Genomic DNA, 24,779 nt, shown 5'->3' on the forward strand with positions numbered 1-24,779 from the left:
GTGGGGCGCCTCACGGTGGTTCCTGCACGTGGGCGGATCGTCGCCGCCGTGGCAGGGCAGGACACCCGAGCGCTGGTGGACTTCGTGGCCGAGGAGGCGCTGCGCACGGGTGCCGACCTGCACCTCGTGCACGTGCCCCAGCTGGCACCGGGTCTCTCGGGACCCTTCGACGTTGACTGGGAGGCCGCCCGGGCCTTCGGTCATCACGTGCTCGCCCGCGCGTCAGCTGACGCCCACGAACTGGTCGGTGGCAGGGTCACGATCACCCACGAGCTCGTGGCGGAGAGCCGCGGGACCGTCACCGACATCGTCGCGCGCTCCGAAGGCGCACGGATGGTCGCGCTGCAGCACAGGCGTCTGACGGGAATCGGTCGGGCGGTCGGCACGTCCACCACACAGGGGGTCGCGTCGCGGTCACACGCACCCGTGGTCTCCGTGCCGGCGTCCTGGCAGCCGGAGAATCGACACCACAGAGTGGTGGTGGCGGTGCACGACCCAGCCGGTGCCGACCACACGTTGCGCACTGCCTTCACGCTCGCCGGCCAGCGTCAGGATCGGCTGCGCGTCCTCCATGCGTGTTTGCCGTGCGACGGTCACGGGGACGAAGGGGTCCGCCGCGAGGCCGTCCGGGAGGACCGCTTTCGCAACGCGCTCGCCGCGCAGGTGCAGGCGCTGAGGGCGGAGTTCTCAGATGTCAGGGTCGAAATCGAGGTGCGCCACGAGCCGATCGGCTCAGCGCTGCTCCGTGGGGCGGAGCACGGTGACCTGCTGGTGCTGGGACGCCGTCACCCGCGGCTGCCACTCGCCGCACATCTGGGTCCGGTGAGCCGGCTGGCCCTGGAAACCAGCACGATCCCGGTGATGTTCGTGGAGACCGTCGCACCCGTGCCGGTGCCAGGGCAACGCGTCGAGACGACCACGTCTCCGGGGCAGACTCGTCGCTGACGCCCGAGGCAGCGGATGGGCAGACAGGCCGCAGCTGTCGGGACCTTCGGCCCGTGCGGAACGACGACCGCGTTGCGAAGGTGGATGTGTGCACACACCAACGACGAGCAGCATCCAGTCCAGGACCACGGGCGACGGGTCGCCGCGCGAGACGACAGGTTCGCCCTGGCTGATGCTGGCCGTGGCCACGCTCGGCTTCGCGGTCAACTTCTGGGCCTGGGCACTGCTCAGCCCCCTTGGGCCGTTGTTCCGCGACAAGGGGACGCTCGGCGCGCTGACGGAGTCCGACGTCGCCCTGCTGGTCGCCGTACCGGTCGTCGTCGGGTCGCTGGGCCGAATCGTGGTCGGCGCCCTGACCGACCGCTTCGGGGGACGAGCCATGTTCCCCCTGGTCTCGGCCGCCACCATCGTGCCGGTGCTGTTCATCGGCTTCTTCGCCCAGACGTCCTACGCCGCACTCCTCTTCGGTGGCTTCTTCCTCGGCATCGGTGGCACCGCGTTCGCGGTGGGCGTCCCGTTCGTCAATGCGTGGTTCCCGCCGGAGCGACGCGGCCTCGCCGTCGGCATCTTCGGTGCCGGCATGGGTGGTACGGCCATCAGCGCACTGACCACCGTGAAGCTCTACACCAACGTCGGTGAGCGAGCTCCGTTCCTCATCATGGCCGCAGCGCTCGCGGTGTACGCCGTCGCCGCGTGGCTGGTGCTTCGCGATGCGCCGGGACGCACGGTTCCCACCACGCCACTGGTGCAACGCCTGTCGGCGACAGCGCGACTTCCGATCACCTGGCAGGCCAGCCTGCTCTACGCCGTGGCCTTCGGCGGCTACGTCGCGTTCTCGGTCTACCTGCCGTCGTACCTCAAGGTGGCCTACGAGCTGACCCCTGCCGACGCTGCGAACCGGATGGCCGGCTTCGTCGTCGTCGCGGTCATCATGCGACCGGTCGGAGGCTGGCTCTCGGACCGGTTCGGAGCCGTCCCGGTCCTTGCCACCGGCTACGGCGTCGTGGTCATCGGGGCCGGCATCACCGCGACCCAACCCCTCCTCGAGCACGTCGGCACAATCTCGTTCCTGGCCATGGCCGCGGCCCTCGGAGCCGGGAGCGGCGCGACCTTCGCAATGGTCGCACGAGTGACCGAGCAGTCACGGGTCGGTGGCGTGACCGGAATGGTGGGCGCGGCCGGCGGTCTCGGCGGGTTCCTGCCGCCGTTGATCATGGGCTACATCTACGGCCGCACGGACTCCTACGCCATCGGCCTGTGGATGTTGTCCGCGACTGCTGCGCTCGCGCTGGCGTTGACGCTCACCGTGGTCGCCCACACCGCAAGGGCGCACGAGCCTGCCCATGGATGACCAGTCGCAACCGGACCCTGGGAGTAGGGTCCGAGACGTACGGTCCGAAGCACCTCACCCGCAGACGACCAAAGGCAATGCCGCGTGAGCAACGAAGTGGAAGAACCGAAGCAACGCAAGCGGAACGCGGCGGGAATCGACGGTGGCCTGAGCGACGCTCTGCTGCGCACCCGCCGCTACTTCACGAAGGACAAGGTCTCCGACGACCTGCGCACCGTGCACAGGACCGGTGGTCGCGACGCGGACGACTTCTACCGGGACCGCTGGAGCCACGACAAGGTGGTCCGCTCCACGCACGGCGTGAACTGCACGGGCTCGTGCTCGTGGAAGGTCTACGTCAAGGACGGGATCATCACCTGGGAGACGCAGCAGACCGACTATCCGTCGGTGGGTCCGGACTCCCCGGAGTACGAACCCCGCGGTTGCCCGCGTGGCGCGGCGTTCTCCTGGTACACCTACTCGCCGACCCGGGTTCGCTATCCCTACGTGCGTGGAGTCCTGCTCCAGATGTTCCGCGAGGCCAAGGCCCAGCACGACGGTGACCCGGTCAAGGCGTGGGAGCACATCGTCGAGAATCCGCTGCGGGCCAAGGCCTACAAGTCGGCCCGCGGAAAGGGCGGCCTGGTCCGGGCCACGTGGGAGGAGGCCAGTGAGATCGTGGCCGCGGCCCACGTCCACACGATCAAGAAGTACGGACCCGACAGGGTCGCCGGCTTCTCGCCGATCCCGGCGATGTCGATGGTCTCCCACGCCTCGGGGGCCAGGTTCGTGAACCTCATCGGCGGCTCGATGCTCAGCTTCTACGACTGGTACGCCGACCTGCCGGTCGCCTCACCCCAGGTGTTCGGCGACCAGACCGACGTGCCCGAGTCCGGTGACTGGTGGAACGCCGGCTACCTGATCATGTGGGGCTCCAACCTCCCCGTCACCCGCACACCCGACGCGCACTGGATGGCGGAGGCCCGCTACCGCGGCCAGAAGGTGATCGCGGTAGCGCCGGACTACGCGGACAACGTGAAGTTCGCCGACGAGTGGCTGCCCGCCAAGCCGGGCACCGATGCGGCACTGGCCATGGCGATGGGTCACGTGGTGCTCAAGGAGTTCTTCGTCGACCGGCAGACGCCGTACTTCACGGAGTACGTCAAGTCCTACACCGACCTGCCCTACCTGGTGAAGCTCGACGAGGCGGCCGACGGCGAGTTCACGGCGGGCAAGTTCCTGACCGCGGCAGACCTGGCCGCGACCGACGAGGACGAGGAGAACGCCGCGTTCAAGACCGTCCTGATCGACGCACGCACCGGTGAGCCGGTGGTGCCGAACGGCTCGCTCGGGCACCGGTTCGGCGACTCCGGCGTCGGCAAGTGGAACCTCGAGCTCGGTGACGTCGACCCGCGGCTCTCACTCCTCGACGCCGGCACCGACGGCGAGACCGTGCTGGTGCGGATGCCGCGCTTCGACACCCCAGACGGCGCGGCCGCCGACCTGCCACGCGGTGTGCCGGTCCGACGCGTCGACGGCCACCTGGTCACCACCGTCTTCGACCTGCTCCTCGCGCAGTACGGCGTCGGCCGGGACGGGCTGCCGGGGGAGTGGGCCAGCGGCTACGACGACGCGGAGTCGCCGTACACACCCGCGTGGCAGGAGGCCATCACCGGCGTACCAGCCTCGACCGCTGCCCGCATCGGCCGCGAGTTCGCCGCCAACGCCGAGGAGTCCAAGGGCCGATCGATGATCGTGATGGGCGCGGGGACCAACCACTGGTTCCACTCCGACACGATCTACCGCGCCTTCCTCACCCTCACCAACCTCACCGGCTGCCAGGGCGTCAACGGCGGTGGCTGGGCACACTACGTCGGGCAGGAGAAGGTGCGGCCCCTCACCGGCTACACCCAGATAGCCAACGCGCTGGACTGGAACAGGCCACCGCGCAACATGATCCAGACGGCGTACTGGTACCTCCACACCAACCAGTTCCGCTACGACCAGTTCGGGGCCGACACCCTCAGCGCGACCACCGGCAAGGGTCAGCTCGCGGGGAAGTCCACGGCCGATGTCATCGCGCAGAGCGCGCGGATGGGCTGGATGCCGTCGTACCCCACCTTCGACCGGAACCCTCTCGACCTCAGCGACGATGCCGCTGCGGCCGGCAAGCCGGTGGGGGAGTACGTCGTCGAGCAGCTCAAGTCCGGCGAGCTCGACTTCGCCGGCGAGGATCCCGACGCGCCACAGAACTACCCGCGCATCCTGTCGATCTGGCGGGCCAACCTGCTCGGCTCGTCGGGCAAGGGCAACGAGTACTTCCTCAAGCACCTGCTCGGCACCGACTCGTCGGTGCGGGCGACCGAGGCACCCGAGGACCAACGCCCCGTCGACGTGACGTGGCGAGACGTTGCGCCCGAGGGCAAGCTCGACCTGCTGATGACGATCGACTTCCGGCAGACCAGCACGACGATCTTCTCGGACGTCGTCCTGCCGGCGGCGACCTGGTACGAGAAGCACGACCTCAACACCACCGACATGCACCCGTTCGTGCACTCCTTCAACCCGGCGATCGCACCGCCGTGGCAGACCCGCACCGACTGGGACGCGTGGCAGACGATCGCGGAGAAGTTCAGCGACCTGGCCACCACTCACCTCGGTGTGCGCAAGGACGTCGTGGCGGTGCCACTGACGCACGACACCCCGGACGCGATGGCCAACCCGCACGGCGTCGTACGCGACTGGAAGAAGGGCGAGTGCGAGCCGATCCCGGGCGTCACGATGCCCAAGCTGGTCGAGGTCGAGCGCGACTACGGTGCGGTCCACGAGAAGATGAACGCGCTCGGGCCACTGGTCGACACCCTCGGCGCCACCACCAAGGGAGTCACGTTCGAGCTCGGCAAGCAGGTCGACTACCTGCGGGCGAAGAACGGCGCCGTTCGCGGTGGTGTCGCCGATGGTCGACCGTCGCTGAAGAAGGACATCAACGTCTGCGAGGCGATCCTCGCGATGTCCGGGACCACCAACGGACACCTGGCCACCCAGGGCTTCAAGACGCTCGAGAAGCGCACCGGCGTGCGACTGGCCGACCTGGCCGAGGAGCACGAGGGCAAGCAGATCACCTTCGCCGACACCCAGGGCCCGCCGGTGCCGGTGATCACCTCACCGGAGTGGTCGGGCTCCGAGACCGGCGGCCGGCGCTACTCGCCGTTCACCATCAACGTGGAGCGCAAGAAGCCCTGGCACACGCTGACAGGACGGATGCACTTCTACCTCGACCACGACTGGATGACCGAGCTCGGCGAGGGCCTGCCGATCTACCGTCCGCCGCTCAACATGGCGGCTCTCTTCGCTGAGCCTGTCCTTGGCGACGTGTCCGACGGTTCGAACGGCCAGGTCGAGGGGCTGACCGTGCGCTACCTGACCCCGCACAACAAGTGGTCGATCCACTCCGAATACCAGGACAACCTGTTCATGCTGTCCCTCTCGCGCGGCGGGCAGAACATCTGGATGAGCGACCGGGACGCAGTGAAGGTCGGCATCAAGGACAACGACTGGATCGAGGCGGTCAACCGCAACGGCGTCGTCGTGGCGCGGGCGATCGTGTCGCACCGGATGCCCGAGGGAACCGTGTACATGTACCACGCCCAGGACCGGCTCATCGACGTACCGCTCGCGGAGACCTCCGGCAAGCGAGGGGGCATCCACAACTCGCTGACCCGACTGCTCGTGAAGCCGTCGCACCTGATCGGCGGGTACGCCCAGTTGACCTACGCGTTCAACTATCTCGGCCCCACCGGCAACCAACGTGACGAGGTCACCATCATCCGCAAGCGCAGCCAGGACGTGACGTACTGATGGGTCTCGATACGACGCTCGCTGGCGCTCGCGTCACTCGACCACCGAGGGGGCACTGACATGCGTGTGATGGCACAGATGGCGATGGTGATGAACCTCGACAAGTGCATCGGCTGCCACACCTGCTCGGTCACCTGCAAGCAGGCGTGGACCAACAGGTCGGGCACGGAGTACATCTGGTTCAACAACGTGGAGACCCGGCCCGGACTCGGCTACCCGCGGACGTACGAGGACCAGACGAAGTGGAAGGGCGGCTGGGAGCTCAACAAGAACGGTCGGATGAAGCTCAAGGGCGGTGGACGCTTCAAGAGCCTCGTGACCATCTTCTCCAACCCCAAGCTGCCCTCGATCGACGAGTACTACGAGCCGTGGACCTATGACTACGCCACGCTCACCGACGCCCCCGCGCAGGAGCACACGCCGGTCGCCCGCCCGAAGTCCCTGATCAGCGGCAAGAACATGAAGATCTCGTGGTCGGCCAACTGGGACGACGACCTGGGCGGCTCCACCGAGACCGCGCACCGCGATCCGATGCTGGCCAAGATCGCCGACAAGGTGAAGTTCGAGTTCGAGCAGACCTTCATGTTCTACCTGCCGCGGATCTGCGAACACTGCCTGAACCCGTCGTGCGCGGCGTCGTGCCCCAGCGGCGCGATCTACAAGCGCGAGGAGGACGGCATCGTCCTGGTCGACCAGGACAAGTGCCGCGGCTGGCGCAAGTGCGTCTCCGGGTGCCCCTACAAGAAGATCTACTTCAACCACCGCACCGGCAAGGCGGAGAAGTGCACGTTCTGCTTCCCGCGCATCGAAGTGGGCCTGCCCACCGTGTGTGCCGAGACGTGTGTCGGCCGGCTGCGCTACATCGGCCTGATGCTGTACGACGCCGACAAGGTGCTCGAGGCGGCCTCGACGGAGGACGAGCACGGGCTCTACGAGGCCCAGCGCGATGTCTTCCTCGACCCGTTCGACCCCGAGGTGATGCGCGAGGCCGAGAAGGCGGGCATCGCCCGTGACTGGATCGATGCCGCGCAGCGCTCACCGATCTACGCACTGATCAACACCTTCCGGGTGGCCCTGCCGTTGCATCCGGAGTACCGCACGATGCCGATGGTCTGGTACATCCCGCCGCTGTCACCGGTCGTCGACGTGGTCCAGGAGACGGGGGAGGACGCCGAGGACAAGGGCAACCTCTTCGCTGCCATCGACGCGCTGCGGATCCCGGTCGAGTACCTCGCCGAGCTGTTCACCGCCGGAGACGTCGCACCGGTCGATGCCGTGCTCAAGAAACTGGCCGCGATGCGCTGCTACATGCGCGACATCAACATGGGCCGAGAGCCCGACGCCTCCATCCCGGCCGCGGTCGGGATGAGCGAGGAGGAGATGTACGACATGTACCGACTCCTCGCGATCGCCAAGTACGACGAGCGCTACGTCATCCCGTCGGCGCACACCGAGCAGGCGCACTCGCTCGAGGAGCTCGGCACGGAGTGCGCGGTGAGTGAGTACGGCGGTGGGCAGCACGACCTCTTCGGCGAGGGCTCCGGAACGCCGACACCGATCGCCGTGGAGAACTTCGAGATGCTGCAGGACCGGCAGACCTCCGACTCGCTCGCCGGGCCTGAGAACAAGCGCGCCCGGGTGAACCTGCTCAACTGGGACGGCAAGGGGTCCCCTCCCGGACTGTTCCCGCCGAAGGGACCGGACTCGTGAGCCGCCTGCGGAACCGTCGCTCGTCGTTGACGACCGAGCAGCTGACGGTCGTCTGGCAGTCGACGTCGCTCCTGCTCGGCTACCCCGACGAGCATCTCCTCGGGCAGCTCGACCTCGTCGACGCCGCCTCGCACGAGCTGCCGGCCGCCGTCGGCGACCCCCTCCGCAGGTTCGTGGTGCACCTCCGCACCACCCCGCTGGACCAGGTCCAGGAGGACTACGTAGAGACCTTCGACAACCGCCGGCGCTGCAACCTCTTCCTCACCTACTTCGCCCACGGCGACACGCGCAAACGGGGGATGGCGCTGCTCAGGTTCAAGCAGACCTACCTCGACTCGGGGTTCGTGCTCGACGAGTCCGAGCTGCCGGACCACCTGGCCGTGGTCCTGGAGTACGCCGCCACCTGTGACCAGGCGCTCGGCCGAGGGCTCATGCTCGACCACCGGGCGGGACTCGAGCTGCTGCGGATCTCGTTGCGCGACATGCGCAAGCCCTGGGCCGACGTACTCGATGCGGTCACCGCCACGCTGCCCCCGTTGCGGGGCGACGAGCGTGACGCCGTACGCCGGCTGGCCGCCGAAGGACCTCCCGAGGAGGAGGTCGGCCTGGCACCCTTCGCCACGCCGGCGTTCAGCCCCGGCGCGCCGGACGAGTCGCCCACCCTGTTGCCCATGCCGTCGTTCCCCGGAGCCCGCCGATGAGCACGTTCCTGTGGGTCGTGGTGCCCTACGTCTGCCTGACCGTCTTCGTCCTGGGTCACGCGTGGCGCTACCACTACGACAAGTTCGGCTGGACGACGCGCTCGTCGCAGCTCTATGAGCGGAAGCTGCTGCGCATCGGTAGCCCGCTGTTCCACTTCGGCATGCTCGGGGTCGTCGGAGGCCATGTGATCGGTCTCCTCGTGCCACGGTCCTGGACGAAGGCGGTCGGCATCGGCGACCACCTCTACCACGTCGTCGCCGTCACCGGGGGCCTCGTGGCAGGCGTCATGGCAGTCGTCGGGATGGCCATCCTGATCTACCGCCGGCGCACCGTGGGGCCGGTCTTCTCGGCCACCACCGCGATGGACAAGGTCATGTACCTCTTCCTCGGGGCAGCGATCCTCCTGGGGATGTGGAACACCATCGCCGGCTCGATCTTCACCCTCGGCGGGGAGTACAACTACCGGGAGGGCGTCTCGGTCTGGTACCGCTCTTTCCTTGCCTTCCAACCGGATGCCGGCCTCATGGCAGACGCACCCCTCGGCTTCCAGCTGCACGCGCTGGTGGCCTTCGGTCTCTTCGCGCTGTGGCCATTCACCCGCCTGGTGCACGTGTTCAGTGCCCCGGTCGGCTATCTCACCCGCCCCTACATCGTCTACCGCAGTCGTGACGACCAACAGCTGGGCAGCCACACTCCGCGTCGCGGCTGGGACCGGATCAACAAATGAGTTCCATCCAACATTGAGGAGACGCCGTGCAGAAGGAATCACTGACCGCACTGGTCCGCCAGCACCTGAAGACCGCCGCCAGCGCGTCGAGCGGTCGCAGTGCCCACACGATCTATGGAGGTCACGAACACGTCCTTCGCCAGACCCTCGTTGCACTACGGGCAGGGAGCAACCTGGACGAGCACGAGAACCCCGGCGAGGCCACGCTCCAGGTCCTCCACGGCCGCATCACGCTCGTGGCCGGTGAGAACCGGTGGAACGGCTCACCCGGTGACCTCCTGTTCATCCCCGACTCCCGTCATGCCCTCGAGGCCGTTGAGGACTCCGTGGTCCTGCTGACCGTGGCCAAGCGAGGCTGACCCGCGCACCGGACGGTTCAGCCCTACTCCTGGTCGAGGCTGACGACCTCGTCCCACTCGACCTCGTCGGCGCCGACCAGGGCGCGGCCGATCGCGTCCATGTCAGGCACGTCGCCGGTGCCTTCGCGCACCGTGGCGGTGAGCCGCATGCCGCCGACGTCGGCGCTGACCGCATCCGCGACACCGTCACGTTCCGTGATGACGTAGCCGTCGTTCTCGATGCAGGCGAGGTAGTCGCTGATCTCCTCGCAGGCGGCGCCCTCGGGGCGGAGCACGTTCAGCGAGATCGACGCGGCGTCCCAGCTCTGCTCGCCGCTGGACTCCTGCTCGTAGGTCATGCTGTAGCCAACCACCGCGTGCGAGCCCTCAGCAGTCGAGGTGAACTTGCCGTCGTACTCCGGGACCATCCCGTCGATCTCGGGGAGGTACGGCGACAGGCCCGCCTCCTCGAACGCCCTGGCATCGGCCGCCTGCTCACGCGCGTCGTCGAGCAGCTCGCCGATGGAGGGGCCGGCGCTGATCGCGATGGTCAGGCCGAGAACCGCGCACACGGCGCCGACCGCCGTGGCTCCGGTGTTGTCGCTGGTCCAGTGCACGACGGCCGTCGTGGCCGGTGCGGCGACCGCCGCTGCCGGAATGCCCGCCATCAACGTGACCGTCGTGTCGCTGCCGGGATCGCCGAGGTTGCCCACGATGGCCAGGGCGATCACGACGCTCACCGTGTAGATGCCGGACGTGGTCAGCACGATGCCGAGCGCCTGGGGCACCTGCGTGACCCGCAGCACGAAGCCGAAGGCAACCATGATCGCCAGTCCGGCGAGGGTCCAGTAGAACAACGCGTCGTACGTCGTGGTGCCAAGCGCGCCGCGCACCGGCACCAGCAGCACGAGCCCGGCCAGGAAGGCCGCGTTGAGCTGGCGCGCGACGGGGTCGACGGCTGTGGGGGTCGAGGTCTCGGATGACATGGCCAGCAGTGTTGCCGACTTTTCGGCGGCAAAACCCTTTGTCGTTTCGGGCCGCGCCGTCACGGGTAGAGGCTCGCCATGTCACTCCGGATGCTTCGCGCAGGTCTCGCAACCGTCGTCGCACTCACGGTCGCGCTGTCCGGGTGCTCCTCGACGGACGACAAGAAGGACGACTCGTCGAAGGTGTCGCTGCCGGATCCCCTGGAACCGGCCTGGGTCGCGAAGGCAACCGAGACGACGTTCGGTGTCGCGGTGTTCCGCCGAGGCGATCGGTTGTTGCAGGTCAGCCAGGAATCGGTGACGGCGCTGGACCCGGCGTCTGGTGACGTGGTCTGGAACCGGCCGATCCCGCAGGGCTGCTCCGCAGGTGAGCCGAATGCCGCCGGCGACGTGGTGGTCGTGTTCGGTGAAGGATGTCGCGACGTGGTGGTGATCGACAGTGAGAAGGGCACGGCCCGGTGGCGGGCACACATCCCGTCGATCTCGAAGCAGTACGACTCCGGCAATGTCGTGGCGAGCATCGGTGACAGGACCGTGACCGTGATCCAGTTCTGCGGACAGGTCACCCGTCTCTCGTTGAAGGACGGGCACCGCCTCGGCGTGCTGTCGCCCCATGACGTTGCCTGCGCCAACGAGGCGGACTCGGACGGCCAGGTCATCGCGGTGTGGCACGACCCGGCCACCGAGGCGACCCCTGATGACCACGGCACCGGCTTCATCCCGCCCTGGGACGGTGCTGCTTCCTTCGAGCTGTACGACGCGGACTCCGGCAAGCTCCTGTGGCGGCGTACGAGGTCACGACAGGACAGCGGCCTGGACGCCGGAGCAGTGGTCAGCTCCTCACCACTGATCCTTGCGCTGCGCGAGGACGGCCACACGCTGATGCGCCGCTACTCGCGGGCGCACGGCCGCCCCGGGGCCACGGTGGGCCTTCAGCTCGGCGCATACCGGGGCTTCTTCACGCCGCTGGGGACCGCAGACGGAGTGATGGTGGGCACCTACGACACCTCGCCCAAGAGCCCGACCGGCACGCCACGCAGGGTCTACGCGTACGACGTGAAGACGGGCCGGGAGCTCTGGTCGCGCGCGGTCTCTGCAAACACGCTTTCACCGCACTACGCCTCGTCCGCCGTGGCCGGAGTCGACTCTGAGGGCGTGGTGGTCACGGAGCGCCGGATGCGTGACGACGGCCGTTCGTTCGAGATCTGGCTCGCCCGGTGGAACCTGCGCACCGGCGAGGATGCAGGGACGGCAGGTCGGATCGACGAGGACGAGTCGCAGGCCGTCATCTGGCAGGTGTCGGACGGTCTGTTGCTGGGGCAGGGCAGGGGCACCCTGGAGGCCTACGAGCTTGAGGCGGTGGACCCCGACGTGAAGCTGCCGGGAACAGAGCCGGCCTGGGCAGAGGGCGACGTACGTCCGGATCCGATGTCAGAACCGTGCGCGGAGGTCAGCCGCCAGACGCTGCGCACCCTGGGGCTCCGGGCCAGCGCGGCGTTGCCGGCCCCGGCGAACTGCACCTGGACCGAGACCGCCGAGCCGCGCTACTCCGACCGCAGTCTTCGGGTGAGTGTGCACGTCGCCCGCCCCACGGAGTCCACGGACGAAGAAGGCCAGCCGAAGACGATGCCGGCCGTCGACGGGGCCCGCGCCGTCGCCGCACAGTGGCGCAAGGAGTTCAACCCGGACCTGACAGGTGGGATCCTGCACCCGGGGCTCGGAGCTCCGCACGAGGTCGACGGACTCGGCGACGAGGCCTATGCGACGTCGGGCACCCGCTTCGCCGGTTCGATCGGTGTCACCACGGGGAGCTATCTCCTGGTGAGGGCCGGCAATGTCGTGGTGGAGGTGCAGGCCGAGGGTGGCTACGACGTGGCGCACCCCCAAGCCACGCCGCCCTCGCTGAACAGGATCGAGACGGGCACGCTGGCTGCTGCTCGCGAGGTTCTCGCCTCGCTCGGAGTGACGTTGGACGCGACCGAGCGGCCCGACCCGGGACGAGTCCGGCGGGTGGGCGACGTGTGTGCGGTGCTCCGCGCGGACGCCGAGGCACTCGGTCTGCCTGCGGGGCATTCGGTGACGCCGCCGGGCGCCGACCCGCGCCTGGCCGACTGCGCCTGGGAGCAGGACGACTCGATCGGGGACCTCGCCGTCCACGTGTACGCCGCCGGTGGCAACCCGTTGGACGGCGACTCGGCGTCGACGGTCGCCCGCAAGGTGTTCGCCGCAAGCCGCTCGCGCGACGACAAGCCACTGCGCGGCCTCGGTGAGAAGGCCGTGATCTCGCGTTGGGACCAGACCGAGGCGGCCGACGGCTACGACCTGAGTGAGCGCGAGGTCCTGCTGGTCGTCGACAACCTGGTCATCGAGCTGTCGTACTCCCGCGACGGCGCCGGCCTCGGTGAGCAGGTCGAGCGCGACGCTCTCCGGATGACCCGCAAGGTGCTCGACGCCACCCGGAAGTAGGGCCCGCGGCGGTGCCTGAAATGAAGAAAAGGCCCCGTGGAGCCGGGGCCTTTCCAGTGTCCGAGGGGGGACTTGAACCCCCACGCCCTAATACGGGCACTAGCACCTCAAGCTAGCGCGTCTGCCAATTCCGCCACCCGGACGAGTGCTGGAGAACTGTAGCAAGAGACGTGCCGAAAACTCACATCGGCCCCACTGGGCACGGATGCAAGGATGGGGACATGTCTGCACCCGACCCGACGACGGCCCACACCTCGGCGTACGACCCGTCCTCCGAGGTGGTCGACATCTGCCGCGACCTGATCCGAATCGACACCTCCAACTACGGGGACGACGACGGTCCGGGGGAGCGCAAGGCGGCCGAGCACGTCGCCGCGCTGCTCGACGAGGTGGGCATCTCGAGCAACCTCTACGAGTCCGAGCCGGGTCGAACGTCGCTGATCGCCAGGTGGGGCGACGGTCCCGGTGAACCCCTGTTGCTGCACGGGCACCTCGACGTCGTACCGGCCGCGGCGGAGGACTGGCAGTTCGACCCGTTCGCCGCCGAGGTCCACGACGGCTACGTGTGGGGCCGTGGCGCGGTCGACATGAAGGACTTCGACGCGATGGCGCTCTCGGTGGTGCGGGCCCGTGCCCGCGCGGGGGCACTGCCGCCGCGACCCGTCGTGCTCTGCTTCACCGCCGACGAGGAGGCTGGTGGCCACAAGGGCGCTGAATACCTGATCGACAACCACGCCGACGAGATAGCCGACTGCACCGAGGCCGTGGGCGAGGTCGGCGGCTTCACCACGACCGTGCGTGGGAAGCGGATCTACCTGATCGAGGCGGCCGAGAAGGGCATGGCCTGGATGAAGCTGACCGCCCGCGGCAGTGCGGGCCACGGCTCGATGATCAACCACGACAACGCGGTGACCGAGTTGGCCGGCGCGGTGGCGCGGATCGGCTCGCACAAGTGGCCGGTGCGGCTGACCCCGGCCATGGAGGTGCTCCTTGCCTCGGTCGCCGACATCGCCGGCACCGAGGCCACCCCGGAGAACGCGGAGGCCCTGGTCTCTGAGTTCGAGAGCTCGGCGCGCATGCTCGGCGCGGTGATCCGCAACACCGCCAACCCGACGATGCTCAACGCCGGCTACAAGGTGAACGTGATCCCGACCGAGGCCTCGGCTCACGTCGACGGCCGCTTCCTGCCGGGCTTCGAGGACGAGTTCTTCGCGACCCTGGCCGAGCTGTGTGGCGAGCACGTCACGTGGGAGTTCGTCTCCAAGCAGCAGCCCTGGGACTCGCCGTACGACGGCCGCATCGTCGATGCGATGACGCAGTCGATCCTGGCCGAGGACCCGGACGGCATCGTCGCGCCGTACCTCATGTCCGGCGGCACTGACGCCAAGCACTTCCGCAAGCTCGGGATGACCTCCTACGGCTTCGCGCCGTTGCGTCTGCCCCAGGAGCTCGACTTCGGCGCCCTCTTCCACGGCGTCGACGAGCGGGTGCCCGTCGACGCGCTCGAGTTCGGCGCTCGGGTCTTCGACAGGTTCCTCGACCTCGCCTGAGGTGGGTCGAGCCGGACGCCAACGCAACTGTCTCTGCGCGTTGTCCGCATGCTGGGATGCGGGGCTGGTTTCGGGGCCTGACTGTCGGTGGTGCCGTGTTGAGTTCTGGATATGCAGACGGCAGCGGCTCTGACGGATCTTGACTCGGGTGACACGCTCACCGGTGTCGAGTCTGCGGTGGTGGCTCGTCGGGTTGCAGAGGTTGCGTTGTTGCATCATGCGGCGCACTGGGCTGACCTGCATGGTGACCATGAGCGGGTGACGCGGGGTCATGGTGCGTGTGATGAGCCGGGGGCCAGACGGGGTCACCCGGTGTTCAAGGTCTTCGGTGGTGAGGGGACCCCGGTGGTGGCGGAGTTCGCGACCGCGGAGCTGGGGGTCAGCTTGGGGGTGCATCCGTTGGCGGCACGGTCGTGGATCGGGGATGCGTTGGATCTGCGGCACCGGTTGCCGGCGTTGTGGGCGGTGACGTTCACCGATGCGACGTTCGAGGTGTGGGTGCTGCGCAGGATCGCGGTGCTGACCCGGGGCCTGGACCCTGAGGCGGCCGAGTTGATCGGCCTCGAGTTGGCCGGTGTGGTCGGGTCGTTGCCGGCGCCACGGTTGCTGGAGAAGGTCGAGTCGATGGTGCTCCTGGCCGAGGCCCAGGCGGCCGAGGAGGACCGGCAGGACAACCTGGGCAAGCGGTTCGTGGCGTTCAACAAGTCCAACCAGCGTGGCCTCAAGGGCCTGTACGCGAAGCTGTCGGCCGCCGACGCGGTCATCGGCGAGGCACAGGTGCAGCGGTTGGCGGAGTTGCTGCTGGCCCAGGACCTGGCGGCCGGGATCGACCTCAAGGATCTGGACTCGATGGCGGTGGCCCGCTCGCGGGCGTTGGGGTTGCTGATCGCGAACCCCGACTCCGCGCTGGCCCTGATCGCCGCAGCCCACGCCGCTGCTGTCGATGAGGACGCTGGCCCCGCGAACGATGAGCCCGAGCCCGCGGACGACGACGAGCCCGCGGACGCCCCCGACACCGCGGGCGATGAGCCCGAGCCGGTTGACAGGCCTGCGGACGAGTCGAGTGCCCCGGCGTCACACAGTCGTGGGTCGCGGTGGGCGCCGGTGACGACGGTGCTGCACCTGCACCTGTCCGAGGACGCATTGCAGGCCCTGGCCCACGCCAAGGCCCACGGCGACCACCCCGCGGGCGTCGGGCGACTGGAGGGTTACGGCCCCCTCTCCTTGCCGGAGGCCCTTGAACTGCTGCAGTTGAGCCAGGTGGTGATCCGCCCGGTGCTGGACCCGTGGGCGACCGCGCCGGTGGACTCCTACGCATTCACCGGCAACCTGCGCGAAGCCGTGCTGGCCCGGGTGCCGGCCGACTGCTACCCCTACGGGGTCAACACCACCCATGCGATGGACATCGACCACACCCGTGCCTACGACCCCGGCTCCCACGACACAGGTGGTCCGCAGGGGCAGACCAGTGTCGAGAACGCCGGCCCGATGACCCGACATCATCACCGGATCAAGACCCACGGACAGATGAGCGTGCGACAACCTGTGCCGGACACCTATGTCTGGCGCACCACCCACCACCGGTACCGCCTCGTCGACGGCACCGGCACCCACGACCTGGACCCACGCATCGGAGCCCTGGTCTTCAGCGACCACCGAGACGACCGCGAACACGCAGCCCTGCTGCTGACCACCGGACTCGACCTCGGCATGGAGGAGACCGAACCCGACGACTGGCAACTCATCGCCTGACAGTTGCGTAGCTGCGGTGTGCCGGGCCCGGCGGTAATTTCCTCGACCTTGCCTGATCGGCGTGCTTGGCTCGACCCATGTCCTATCCAGACCCGATCTACTTCGGCGACGAGGGTGAGCAGAGCGCCACGTTGCGACGCAACGACGAGGACCACACGCTGACCTACCGAAGCGGGGGCACGGTCGACTACCTCGCCACGGGCGCCAGCACCGGCGGCCTGTTCGGGCTCTACCGGTGGAACTTCGCCGAAGGCGTCAGCGGACCCGACCCGCACTTCCACAAGACCATCTCCGAGTCGTTCTACATCCTCTCCGGCTCGGTGAAGATCTACGACGGCAACGCGTGGGTGGACACCCGTGCCGGCGACTTCGTGCACGTCCCGGCCGGGGGAGTGCACGGCTTCCGCAACGAGTCGGGAGAGAAGGCCTCGATGCTGCTGCACTTCTCACCGGGGGCGCCACGTGAGCCCTACTTCGAGACGCTGAAGAAGTTAGGTGAGGGCCTCACCATGACCGACGAGGAGCGCGACGCGTTCTACCTCGCCCACGACAACTACTGGCTCTGAGCCGATCGTCGACTCGGCTACCCGACGCTGGTCACGGAGTGTCGAGGAAGGCGATGAGGACACCGCCGCCGATCACCACGGTGAGTATGCCGACGCCGATCCAACCCAGGATGATGCCGGCGAGTGCCATGCCCTCGCCGTCCTGCCGGCCGCCGGACTCCTTGATCTGGCTGCGCGCGATGTAACCGAAGATCAGGGCCAGGACCGAACCCAGCCAGTAGATCCACAGGATGCCGAGCACCAGTGAGGCGATGGCCAGGCCGTTGGTCGAACGGGGAGGCGGAAACGGCTGGTAGCCGTAGGGAGGCGGATAGCCACCTCCGTACATCGGCGGGTACGGCGGCGCGCCCTGAGGTCCGGACGGCGTCGTTCCCCAACCCGCCTGGGGATCGGGCGGCGAAGGGGGGTCGGATCCCGGGTCTTGTTCGCTCACGGCCCAGAGCATGCCATGCGGCAGGAGTGAGCGGAGGCGTCGTTCACACGTAGAAGAACTCCGGGCGGGGTTGACGGATGATCTTGCGCCGCAGCAGCACCCGGCGTACGCCGTCGGGGCCGATGCGCACGCTGCGCAACTCCCAGCCCCCCTTCTCGGCGCGCTCGACGAGCATGCGGGTGACCACGTTGCGGCTGAACTCGCGCGGCAGGATGAGCCTGTCGTACTCCCATTCCACGTTCTTGCGGAATGCCTTGCGCGCGGTCTCGGCCATGCGATCAGTCTCCTCCGGACACGTCGTCGAGGGCCTCGACGATCTCGGGTGGCAGGGTCAGCTCGTCGATGCCGAGTGCTGCTTGCAACTGTGCCGCCGTACGGGCACCGACGATGGGGGCGGTGACTCCGGGACGGTCGCGGACCCAGACCAGGGCCACCTCGAGGGGCGACCAGTCCAGACCCTCGCCGGCACGGACCACGGCCTCGACGATGCGTTTCGACTGCTCGCCCAGGTAGTTGCCCACGAAGTTGGCGAAGTGCGCGGACGCGGCGCGTGAGTCGGCAGGCGTGCCGTTGCGGTACTTCCCGGTGAGCACCCCTCGGCCCAGTGGGGACCACGGCAGGACGCCGAGACCCAGGGCCCGTGCGGCGTCGAGGACCTCGTGCTCGACGTTGCGGTTCAGCAGGGAGTACTCGACCTGGGTGGAGGCGAGCGTGGCCCGGCCGGGGACAGCACGCTGCCACGTGGCCGCCTGCGCGGTCTGCCAGCCGGAGTAGTTCGAGACCCCGACGTACGACGCCCGACCGCTGGCGACCGCGTAGTCGAGGGCGCCCAGGGTCTCCTCGAGCGGGGTGCCGTCGACCCAGGTGTGCACCTGCCACAGGTCGATGTGGTCGACGCCGAGGCGTCGCAGCGACTGGTCGAGGGTGGAGATCAGGTGGCCGCGCGAGACGTTGGTCTCCCGCTCTCCGCGGCGCCGGGAGATGCCGGCCTTGGTGGCCAGGACCACGTCGTCGCGCGGCACGACATCGCCCAACAGGCTGCCGATGAGCTCCTCGGAGGCCCCGTCGCCGTACCCGGCTGCGGTGTCGAGGAAGGTACCTCCGGCCTCGCTGAAGGCGATCAGTTGGTCGCGGGCCTCGTGCTCGTCGGTGTCGCGTCCCCAGGTGAGGGTCCCCAGACCAAGCCGCGAAACCTTGAGGCCGGTCGAGCCCAGGGTGCGTTGCTGCATGGGCGCAACGGTAGCCACACCGGGGCAAACCGCCCTCGAGGCACGCCGGTGGCGGACGACGTACGAGCGTGCTGCACCTCGGCACGTAGGCTTCGCGCCGTGCTGGACTTCCTCAAAGCCGTCTTCCTCGGCGTCCTCCAAGGCCTGACCGAGTTCCTGCCGATCTCGAGCAGCGCGCACCTGCGGATCTTCCCCGAGTTCTTCGGCTGGGAGGACCCGGGCGCCGCGTTCACGGCAGTGATCCAGATCGGCACCGAGCTCGCCGTGCTGATCTACTTCCGCAAGGACATCTGGCGGATCGCGTCGATGTGGGTGAAGTCGCTGGCCAAGCCGGAGTATCGCGGGCACATCGACGCGCGCATGGGGTGGTACGTCATCGTCGGCTCCGTGCCGATCGTGATCCTCGGCATCTTCCTCAAGGACATCATCGAGAAGGACTTCCGCAACCTCTGGATCGTCGGCACGACGCTGATCGTCCTCGGTGTGATCCTCGGAATCGCCGACCGGATGAGCTCGGGCGAGCGTGCGATCAAGCAGATGAACCTCAAGCACGCCGGTCTGCTCGGCTTCGCCCAGGCATGCGCGTTGATCCCGGGTGTCTCCCGCTCGGGAGCGACGATCTCGATGGGCCGCTTCCTGGGCTACGACCGTGAGGCCGCGACGCGCTTCGCGTTCCTGCTGGCGATCCCCGCGGTCGTGGGCGCGGGACTCTTCGAGCTCAAGGAGATCCCGCACGGCGAGAACAGCTACGGCTGGGGCCCCACGATCACCGCGACCGTGGTCTCCTTCATCGTCGGGTACGCCGCGATCGCGTGGTTGCTGCGCTACGTCTCGACGAAGTCCTACCTGCCGTTCGTGATCTACAGGATCGGCCTCGGCGCCCTCGTGCTGGCGCTGCTGGCCGGCGGCGCAATCGCCGCCTGACCCTCGCAGCGGAAGGTCAGAGCCAGCCGGACTTCTTGAAGAAGATGAAGGCGACCAGGGAGCTCAACGCCATCAGGCACAGCGCGAACGGGTAGCCGAAGGCCCAGTGCAGCTCGGGCATGTGGTCGAAGTTCATCCCGTAGATCGCACCGACCAGGGTGGGTGCCGCGACCAGGCCGACGCCGGCCGAGATCTTGCGCATGTCCTCGTTCTGCTGGACCGAGATGCGGGCCTGCTGCGCCTCGAACGCAGAGGAGAGCAACGAGTCGAGGTTGTCCACGGTCTCCGCGACCCGGGCCAGGTGGTCGCCGACGTCGCGGAAGTACGGTGCCGCCTCGCCCGACATCCCGGGGACCGACGCGGTCGACGCGCGGCGTACCGGGTCTCGCAGGGGGAGTACGGCGCGGCGCACCTCGGCCAGCTCGCGCTTGAGGACGTAGATCCTGGGGGAGTCGTCGGTGCGCTCCGGGGCGAACACGGACGCCTCGACCTCGTCGACGTCCTCCTCGAGGCTCGCCGCGACCCGTTCGTACCCGTCGACGACCCGGTCGCACACGGCGTAGACCACGGCCGTGGGCCCGTGCACGAGCAGCTCGGCCTTGCCCTCGAGGTAGGAGCGGGACGAGTGCAGCTCGGAGCCCTCGCCGTGGCGGACCGAGACGATGAAGTCGCTGCCCACGAACAGGTTGATCTCCCCGGTCTCGACGGCGTCCTCCTCGTCGACGTACCAGAGCGTCTTGAGCACCATGAAGAGCGAGTCGTCGTACTTCTCGAGCTTGGGGCGCTGATGAGCCTTGACGGCGTCCTCGACGGCGAGGTTGTGCAGGCCGAATTCCTCGGCCACCTCGACGAGCTCGTCCTCGGTCGGGTCCAGCAGGCCCACCCACACGAAGCTGTCTGGTCCGGAACAGCGGGACCGCACGGACGCGAGGTCGGCGATGTCGAAGTCCAGGGGAACCCTGACTCCGTTGCGGTAGAGCGCGTTGTCGACGATCACGGGTGTGAGGCTACGCCGGGTTGTGCATCTCCCGGCTAGTGTCCGGGGCATGGCAACGGTGATCCTGGTCCGGCACGGCAGAAGCTCGGCGAACACAAGTGGTGTGCTGGCCGGGCGCTCCGGTGGCGTCCGCCTGGACGACACCGGTACGGCCCAGGCCGACCGGGCGGCCACCCGGCTCGCCGCAGTGCCCCTGGCCGCGGTCATCAGCAGCCCGTTGGAGCGGTGCCGACAGACGGCGCGTCGGATCGCGGCAGCCCAACCCGGGGGACCGGACGTGCGCACCGAGCGGGGCATCGTCGAGTGCGACTACGGCGACTGGACCGGCCGCCAGATCAAGGACCTGGCCAAGGAGAAGCTGTGGTCCACGGTGCAGCAGCAGCCCTCGGCCGCGGCCTTCCCCAACGGCGAGTCGCTCACCGCGATGATGGCACGCTCCGTGGCCGCCGTACGACGCCTCGACGCCGAGATCACCGCCGAGCACGGGGAGAACGCCGTGTGGGTGGCGGTCAGCCACGGGGACATCATCAAGTCGGTGCTGGCCGACGCCCTGGGCATGCACCTCGACCTCTTCCAGCGACTGCACGTCGACCCGGCGTCGCTGTCGATCGTGCGCTACACCTCGACCCGCCCGTTCGTGCTGGGCACCAACACGCACGACGGCGACCTCGGCTGGCTGGCACCCGCCAGGAAGAAGCGTTCCCGCCGCAGGACCGATGCGGTCGTCGGCGGCGGCGCCGGACCGGAATAGGGTTGGCGCCATGGCTCCCGTGATCCACGAATTCGACCCGCCCGACCGGTTCGTCGCCGGCACCGTCGGTGAGCCGGGTGACCGCACGTTCTTCCTCCAGGCCCGGCGCGGGGCCAAGCTCGTCAGCGTGTCGCTGGAGAAGCAGCAGGTGGCGGTGCTCGCAGACCGTATCGACGACCTGCTCGACGAGCTGATGGCCAACGCCACGACGCAGAACGTCATCCCGGCGGTCGCGCCGCTCGACCTCGACGACTCCGCGCCGCTCGACCAGCCCATCGAGGAGGAGTTCCGGGCCGGCACCATGACGCTCTCGTGGGAGAGCGACGTCGAACGCATCGTGATCGAGGTGTTCCCGTTCAACGAGGCGGCCGTGGTCAGCCCCGAGCAGGTCGACGAGGACTTCACCGAGCCGGAGCCCGAAGAGGTCTTCCTCGTGCGCATCACGGCCGGAGCCGCCCGGGCGTTCGTCAAGCGCGCCGCCCAGGTGATCGAGGCCGGCCGGCCGGACTGCCCGTTCTGCGGTGGCCCGATCGACCCCGACGGCCACCTGTGCGTGAGGGCCAACGGGTTCCGCAGAAGGAATCCGTGAGCGAGCCGGTCCCGCCGGCGGCGATCTCCACCGGCGACCTGGAGCTGTTGGGCCGGGTGATGCCTGCCTCCAACGCCACCTTCATCGGCATCGTCGACGGCACCCAGGTGGTCTACAAGCCGGTCGCCGGCGAGCGGCCCCTGTGGGACTTCCCGGACGGCACCTTGGCGCAACGCGAGGTAGCCGCGTACGCCGTCTCGCAGGCCCTCGACTGGAACGTCGTCCCGACGACCGTGCTCCGCGACGGCCCGCACGGACCCGGCATGGTGCAGGCCTGGGCCGAGCCCGACCCCGACCAGGCACCCGTCGACGTGGTGCCCGAGGGAGAGCTGCCGGAGGGGTACCTCCACGTGTTCGACGCCGTCGGTCCCGAGGACGAACCGGTCGCCCTGGTCCATGAGGACTCCCCGGCCCTGCGCCGGATGGCCGTCTTCGACGTGCTGGTCAACAACGGCGACCGCAAGGGCGGTCACGTGCTCGCGATGACCGACGGCCACCGCTACGGCGTCGACCACGGAGTCTCCTTCCACGTCGAGAACAAGCTGCGCAGCGTGCTCTGGGGCTGGCTCGGCACGCCGCTCACCGACGACGAGTCAGACGCCGTACGCCGGGTGGCCGCCGACGACGACCTGCACAAGCGGCTGGGCGACCTGGTCACCCCGCGTGAGCTGGCCGCGTTCGTCGCGCGGTGCCACACACTGCTGGAGACGGGCGTGATGCCGGAGCCGTCGGGGGAGTGGCCGGCCATCCCGTGGCCCGCGTTCTAGAGGTCGTTGGTTAGGCTGCCGCCATGCAGACGTGGTCAGCCCCGCAGGTTCCTTCCCTCCCCGTTCGGGGCCCGCAGGTCTCGATCCATGACACGAGTTCCGGTGGCCCGGTCGCCACCACTCCGGCCGACGTCGCGCGTCTCTACGTCTGCGGCATCACGCCGTACGACGCCACGCACATGGGCCACGCCGCGACGTACGTCGCCTTCGACCTGCTCAACCGGGCGTGGCGGGCGGCCGGCCACGACGTGCACTACGTGCAGAACGTCACCGACGTCGACGACCCGCTGCTCGAGCGGGCCACCAAGGTCGGCGTCGCCTGGGAAGAGCTCGCCCTGCGCGAGACCCAGTTGTTCCGTGACGACATGGAAGCACTGCGGGTGCTCCCGCCCCGCGACTACATCGGTGCCGTGGAGTCGATCCCGTTGGTGATCGACCTGGTCGAGAAGCTGCGCGCCACCGGCTCGGTCTACACCGTCGACACCGACCTCTACTTCTCCGTGACCGCCGACCCGGCGTTCGGCGACGTCTCGGGTTGGGACCGCGACCAGATGCTGGCGATCTTCGGCGAACGTGGCGGCGACCCCGAGCGCGAAGGCAAGAAGGACCCCCTCGACTGCGTCGTGTGGCGCGGCGAGCGCGACGGCGAACCCGCCTGGGACAGCCCGTTCGGCCCCGGCCGCCCCGGCTGGCACATCGAGTGCGCCGCGATCGCCCTCAAGCACCTCGGCACCGGCTTCGATGTCCAGGGCGGCGGCAGCGACCTGATCTTCCCGCACCACGAGATGTCGGCGGGCGAGGTGCAGGTCGCCGAACGCGGCGACGCGTTCGCCAAGGCCTACGCCCACGCCGGCATGGTGGCCTACGACGGCGAGAAGATGTCGAAGTCCAAGGGCAACCTCGTCTTCGTGTCCGCGTTGCGGATGAGCGAGGTCGACCCGATGGCGATCCGGCTGACCCTGCTCCGCCAGCACTACCGCTCCGACTGGGAGTGGACCGACGAGCAGCTCTGGAGCTCGGTCGACACCCTGGCGTCGTGGCGCGACACGATCACTGCCGGCGCCGGAGCTCCCGCGCAGCCGGTCGTCGAGGCCGTGCTCGCGGCGCTGGCGAACGACCTCGACGCCCCCACGGCCCTGGCCGCGGTCGACACGTGGTTCACAACCACTGCAGCCGGTGACACGACCGACCCGAACGCCGCCGAGACGATCCGCGCCCTCCTCGACGCCTCCCTCGGCCTCGCGCTCTGACGGGACCTAGTCGGTGTTGCGGCGCTTGAGGTAGCGCTCGAACTCCCGGGCGATCGCCTCACCGGAGGCCTCGGGCAGGTCAGCGGTGTCGCGAGTCTCCTCGAGCGCGCGGACGTAGTCGGCGATCTCTTCCTCCTCCTCGGCGAGCTCGTCGACCCCGCGTTCCCAGGCCCGAGCCTCCTCGGGCAGGTCGAGCAACGGGATGCCGGTGCCGAGCAGGTCCTCGATCTGCCCGATCAGGGCAAGGGTCGCCTTCGGGCACGGCGGCTGGGCCACGTAGTGCGGCACCGCCGCCCAGTAGGAGACCGCAGGGATGTCGAGGAGCACGCACGCGTCCTGGAAGACTCCGACGATGCCGGTCGGGCCTTCGTACGTCGACTGCTCGATGTCAAGGCGGTCGACGAGGTCGGGCTCGGTCGCCGTACCGGTCACGGGAATCGGGCGGGTGTGCGGCGTGTCGGCCAGCAGGGCGCCGAGCGTCACCACCATCTGGCCGCCGAGCTCGTCGCAGGCGGCCAGCAGCTCGGCACAGAACTGGCGCCACCGCATGTTCGGCTCGATGCCGCGGATCAGGATCACGTCGCGGTCGAGGCCAGGGGGAGAGGCGATCGAGACGGTCGTGCTCGGCCAGGTCAGCGACCTGTGGCCGCGGGCGTCGGTGCCCACGACCGGGCGGTTCATCTGGAAGTCGTAGAAGTCCTCGGGGTCGACCGACGCGACCACCCGGGCGTCCCACACCTCGATGAGGTGGTCGACGACGGACGAGGCCGCGTCGGCGGCGTCGTTCCAGCCCTCGAAGGCCGCGATGACGACGGGGTCCACCAGCTCGGGCACTTCGTCCATCTCGATCATCAGGCCAGCGTAGATGAGGCACTGTGACGGGTGCGACACACGTGACCCGGCAGGGAT

At 68.7% G+C, this 24,779-nt stretch carries 22 protein-coding genes and 1 tRNA gene; 16 read left to right on the forward strand and 7 right to left on the reverse strand.

Going from position 1 to position 24,779, the window contains the following annotated elements:
- Positions 1-15 precede the first annotated feature (15 nt).
- The 7 genes from ASD30_RS05835 to ASD30_RS05865 all read left to right on the forward strand — a co-directional run bounded on the left by ASD30_RS05835 (position 16) and on the right by ASD30_RS05865 (position 9,631).
- Positions 16-945 (forward strand): universal stress protein, encoded by a 930-nt coding sequence (locus ASD30_RS05835; protein ID WP_268788278.1) that lies wholly within the window; start codon positions 16-18, stop codon positions 943-945.
- Between the two features lie 88 nt (positions 946-1,033).
- Complete coding sequence (locus tag ASD30_RS05840) at positions 1,034-2,296, forward strand: MFS transporter (protein WP_235530071.1); 1,263 nt, start codon at positions 1,034-1,036, stop codon at positions 2,294-2,296.
- Positions 2,297-2,431: 135 nt separating this feature from the next.
- Positions 2,432-6,133: a nitrate reductase subunit alpha gene (locus tag ASD30_RS05845; RefSeq protein WP_056679384.1), complete on the forward strand. Its 3,702-nt coding sequence runs from the start codon at positions 2,432-2,434 to the stop codon at positions 6,131-6,133.
- 60 nt (positions 6,134-6,193) lie between these two features.
- Entirely contained in the window at positions 6,194-7,843 is a 1,650-nt protein-coding gene (narH, locus tag ASD30_RS05850) for a nitrate reductase subunit beta (protein ID WP_056678133.1), read from the forward strand.
- Positions 7,840-8,544, forward strand: coding sequence for a nitrate reductase molybdenum cofactor assembly chaperone (gene narJ, locus ASD30_RS05855; RefSeq protein ID WP_056678136.1), 705 nt, complete (start codon positions 7,840-7,842; stop codon positions 8,542-8,544). Before narH ends, narJ begins: the two co-directional genes overlap by 4 nt.
- Positions 8,541-9,272: a respiratory nitrate reductase subunit gamma gene (gene narI / locus ASD30_RS05860; protein ID WP_056678141.1), complete on the forward strand. Its 732-nt coding sequence runs from the start codon at positions 8,541-8,543 to the stop codon at positions 9,270-9,272. Before narJ ends, narI begins: the two co-directional genes overlap by 4 nt.
- 26 nt (positions 9,273-9,298) lie before the next feature.
- Positions 9,299-9,631: a cupin domain-containing protein gene (locus ASD30_RS05865; protein WP_056678144.1), complete on the forward strand. Its 333-nt coding sequence runs from the start codon at positions 9,299-9,301 to the stop codon at positions 9,629-9,631.
- Positions 9,632-9,654: 23 nt separating this feature from the next.
- On the opposite strand, the gene ASD30_RS05870 is transcribed toward ASD30_RS05865, so the two are convergent.
- Positions 9,655-10,596 carry a hypothetical protein gene (locus ASD30_RS05870; RefSeq protein WP_056678146.1) on the reverse strand — a complete coding sequence of 314 codons (942 nt, stop codon included), beginning with the start codon at positions 10,594-10,596 and terminating at the stop codon, positions 9,655-9,657.
- Between the two features lie 78 nt (positions 10,597-10,674).
- On the opposite strand from ASD30_RS05870, the gene ASD30_RS05875 reads away from it, so the two are divergent.
- A complete protein-coding gene (locus tag ASD30_RS05875; protein ID WP_082563572.1) occupies positions 10,675-13,062 on the forward strand; it encodes an outer membrane protein assembly factor BamB family protein in 2,388 nt (795 codons plus the stop codon).
- Between the two features lie 57 nt (positions 13,063-13,119).
- Here ASD30_RS05875 and ASD30_RS05880 read toward each other — a convergent pair.
- Positions 13,120-13,205: transfer RNA gene (locus ASD30_RS05880), tRNA-Leu, on the reverse strand.
- A gap of 78 nt (positions 13,206-13,283) precedes the next feature.
- On the opposite strand from ASD30_RS05880, the gene ASD30_RS05885 reads away from it, so the two are divergent.
- From ASD30_RS05885 to ASD30_RS05895, 3 genes are all read left to right on the forward strand, one after another.
- Complete coding sequence (locus ASD30_RS05885) at positions 13,284-14,612, forward strand: M20/M25/M40 family metallo-hydrolase (protein ID WP_056678150.1); 1,329 nt, start codon at positions 13,284-13,286, stop codon at positions 14,610-14,612.
- Positions 14,613-14,924: 312 nt separating this feature from the next.
- On the forward strand, positions 14,925-16,364 hold the full coding sequence (locus ASD30_RS05890; protein WP_056678152.1) for an HNH endonuclease: 1,440 nt from the start codon (positions 14,925-14,927) through the stop codon (positions 16,362-16,364).
- A 77-nt stretch (positions 16,365-16,441) separates the two neighbouring features.
- On the forward strand, positions 16,442-16,930 hold the full coding sequence (locus ASD30_RS05895) for a cupin domain-containing protein (RefSeq protein WP_056678154.1): 489 nt from the start codon (positions 16,442-16,444) through the stop codon (positions 16,928-16,930).
- Between the two features lie 31 nt (positions 16,931-16,961).
- Here ASD30_RS05895 and ASD30_RS05900 read toward each other — a convergent pair whose 3' ends face one another.
- From ASD30_RS05900 to ASD30_RS05910, 3 genes are read right to left on the reverse strand one after another with little or no spacing between them, the layout of a single operon-like run.
- Positions 16,962-17,363 carry a DUF4190 domain-containing protein gene (locus ASD30_RS05900; protein ID WP_162250918.1) on the reverse strand — a complete coding sequence of 134 codons (402 nt, stop codon included), beginning with the start codon at positions 17,361-17,363 and terminating at the stop codon, positions 16,962-16,964.
- A 43-nt stretch (positions 17,364-17,406) separates the two neighbouring features.
- Positions 17,407-17,637, reverse strand: a complete 231-nt coding sequence (locus tag ASD30_RS05905; RefSeq protein WP_056678157.1) for a DUF5703 family protein — start codon at positions 17,635-17,637, stop codon at positions 17,407-17,409.
- Between the two features lie 4 nt (positions 17,638-17,641).
- Positions 17,642-18,592 (reverse strand): aldo/keto reductase, encoded by a 951-nt coding sequence (locus ASD30_RS05910; protein ID WP_056678160.1) that lies wholly within the window; start codon positions 18,590-18,592, stop codon positions 17,642-17,644.
- Positions 18,593-18,691: 99 nt separating this feature from the next.
- On the opposite strand from ASD30_RS05910, the gene ASD30_RS05915 reads away from it, so the two are divergent.
- A complete protein-coding gene (locus ASD30_RS05915; RefSeq protein WP_235530073.1) occupies positions 18,692-19,516 on the forward strand; it encodes an undecaprenyl-diphosphate phosphatase in 825 nt (274 codons plus the stop codon).
- A gap of 16 nt (positions 19,517-19,532) precedes the next feature.
- On the opposite strand, the gene corA is transcribed toward ASD30_RS05915, so the two are convergent.
- Positions 19,533-20,513, reverse strand: coding sequence for a magnesium/cobalt transporter CorA (gene corA, locus ASD30_RS05920; protein ID WP_056678163.1), 981 nt, complete (start codon positions 20,511-20,513; stop codon positions 19,533-19,535).
- A 49-nt stretch (positions 20,514-20,562) separates the two neighbouring features.
- Between corA and ASD30_RS05925 the strand changes: the two genes are divergently transcribed.
- From ASD30_RS05925 to mshC, 4 genes are read left to right on the forward strand one after another with little or no spacing between them, the layout of a single operon-like run.
- On the forward strand, positions 20,563-21,264 hold the full coding sequence (locus ASD30_RS05925; RefSeq protein ID WP_056678164.1) for a histidine phosphatase family protein: 702 nt from the start codon (positions 20,563-20,565) through the stop codon (positions 21,262-21,264).
- Positions 21,265-21,274: 10 nt separating this feature from the next.
- Positions 21,275-21,853 (forward strand): DUF3090 domain-containing protein, encoded by a 579-nt coding sequence (locus tag ASD30_RS05930; protein WP_056678166.1) that lies wholly within the window; start codon positions 21,275-21,277, stop codon positions 21,851-21,853.
- Complete coding sequence (locus tag ASD30_RS05935; protein WP_235530074.1) at positions 21,850-22,620, forward strand: SCO1664 family protein; 771 nt, start codon at positions 21,850-21,852, stop codon at positions 22,618-22,620. The genes ASD30_RS05930 and ASD30_RS05935 overlap by 4 nt, the downstream gene beginning before the upstream one ends.
- A 23-nt stretch (positions 22,621-22,643) precedes the next feature.
- Positions 22,644-23,870 carry a cysteine--1-D-myo-inosityl 2-amino-2-deoxy-alpha-D-glucopyranoside ligase gene (gene mshC, locus ASD30_RS05940; RefSeq protein ID WP_056678168.1) on the forward strand — a complete coding sequence of 409 codons (1,227 nt, stop codon included), beginning with the start codon at positions 22,644-22,646 and terminating at the stop codon, positions 23,868-23,870.
- A 6-nt stretch (positions 23,871-23,876) separates the two neighbouring features.
- On the opposite strand, the gene ASD30_RS05945 is transcribed toward mshC, so the two are convergent.
- On the reverse strand, positions 23,877-24,722 hold the full coding sequence (locus tag ASD30_RS05945) for a PAC2 family protein (protein ID WP_056679393.1): 846 nt from the start codon (positions 24,720-24,722) through the stop codon (positions 23,877-23,879).
- Positions 24,723-24,779: the final 57 nt, after the last annotated feature.

The sequence above is a fragment of the Nocardioides sp. Root140 genome (assembly GCF_001426745.1).
GTDB lineage: Bacteria > Actinomycetota > Actinomycetes > Propionibacteriales > Nocardioidaceae > Nocardioides.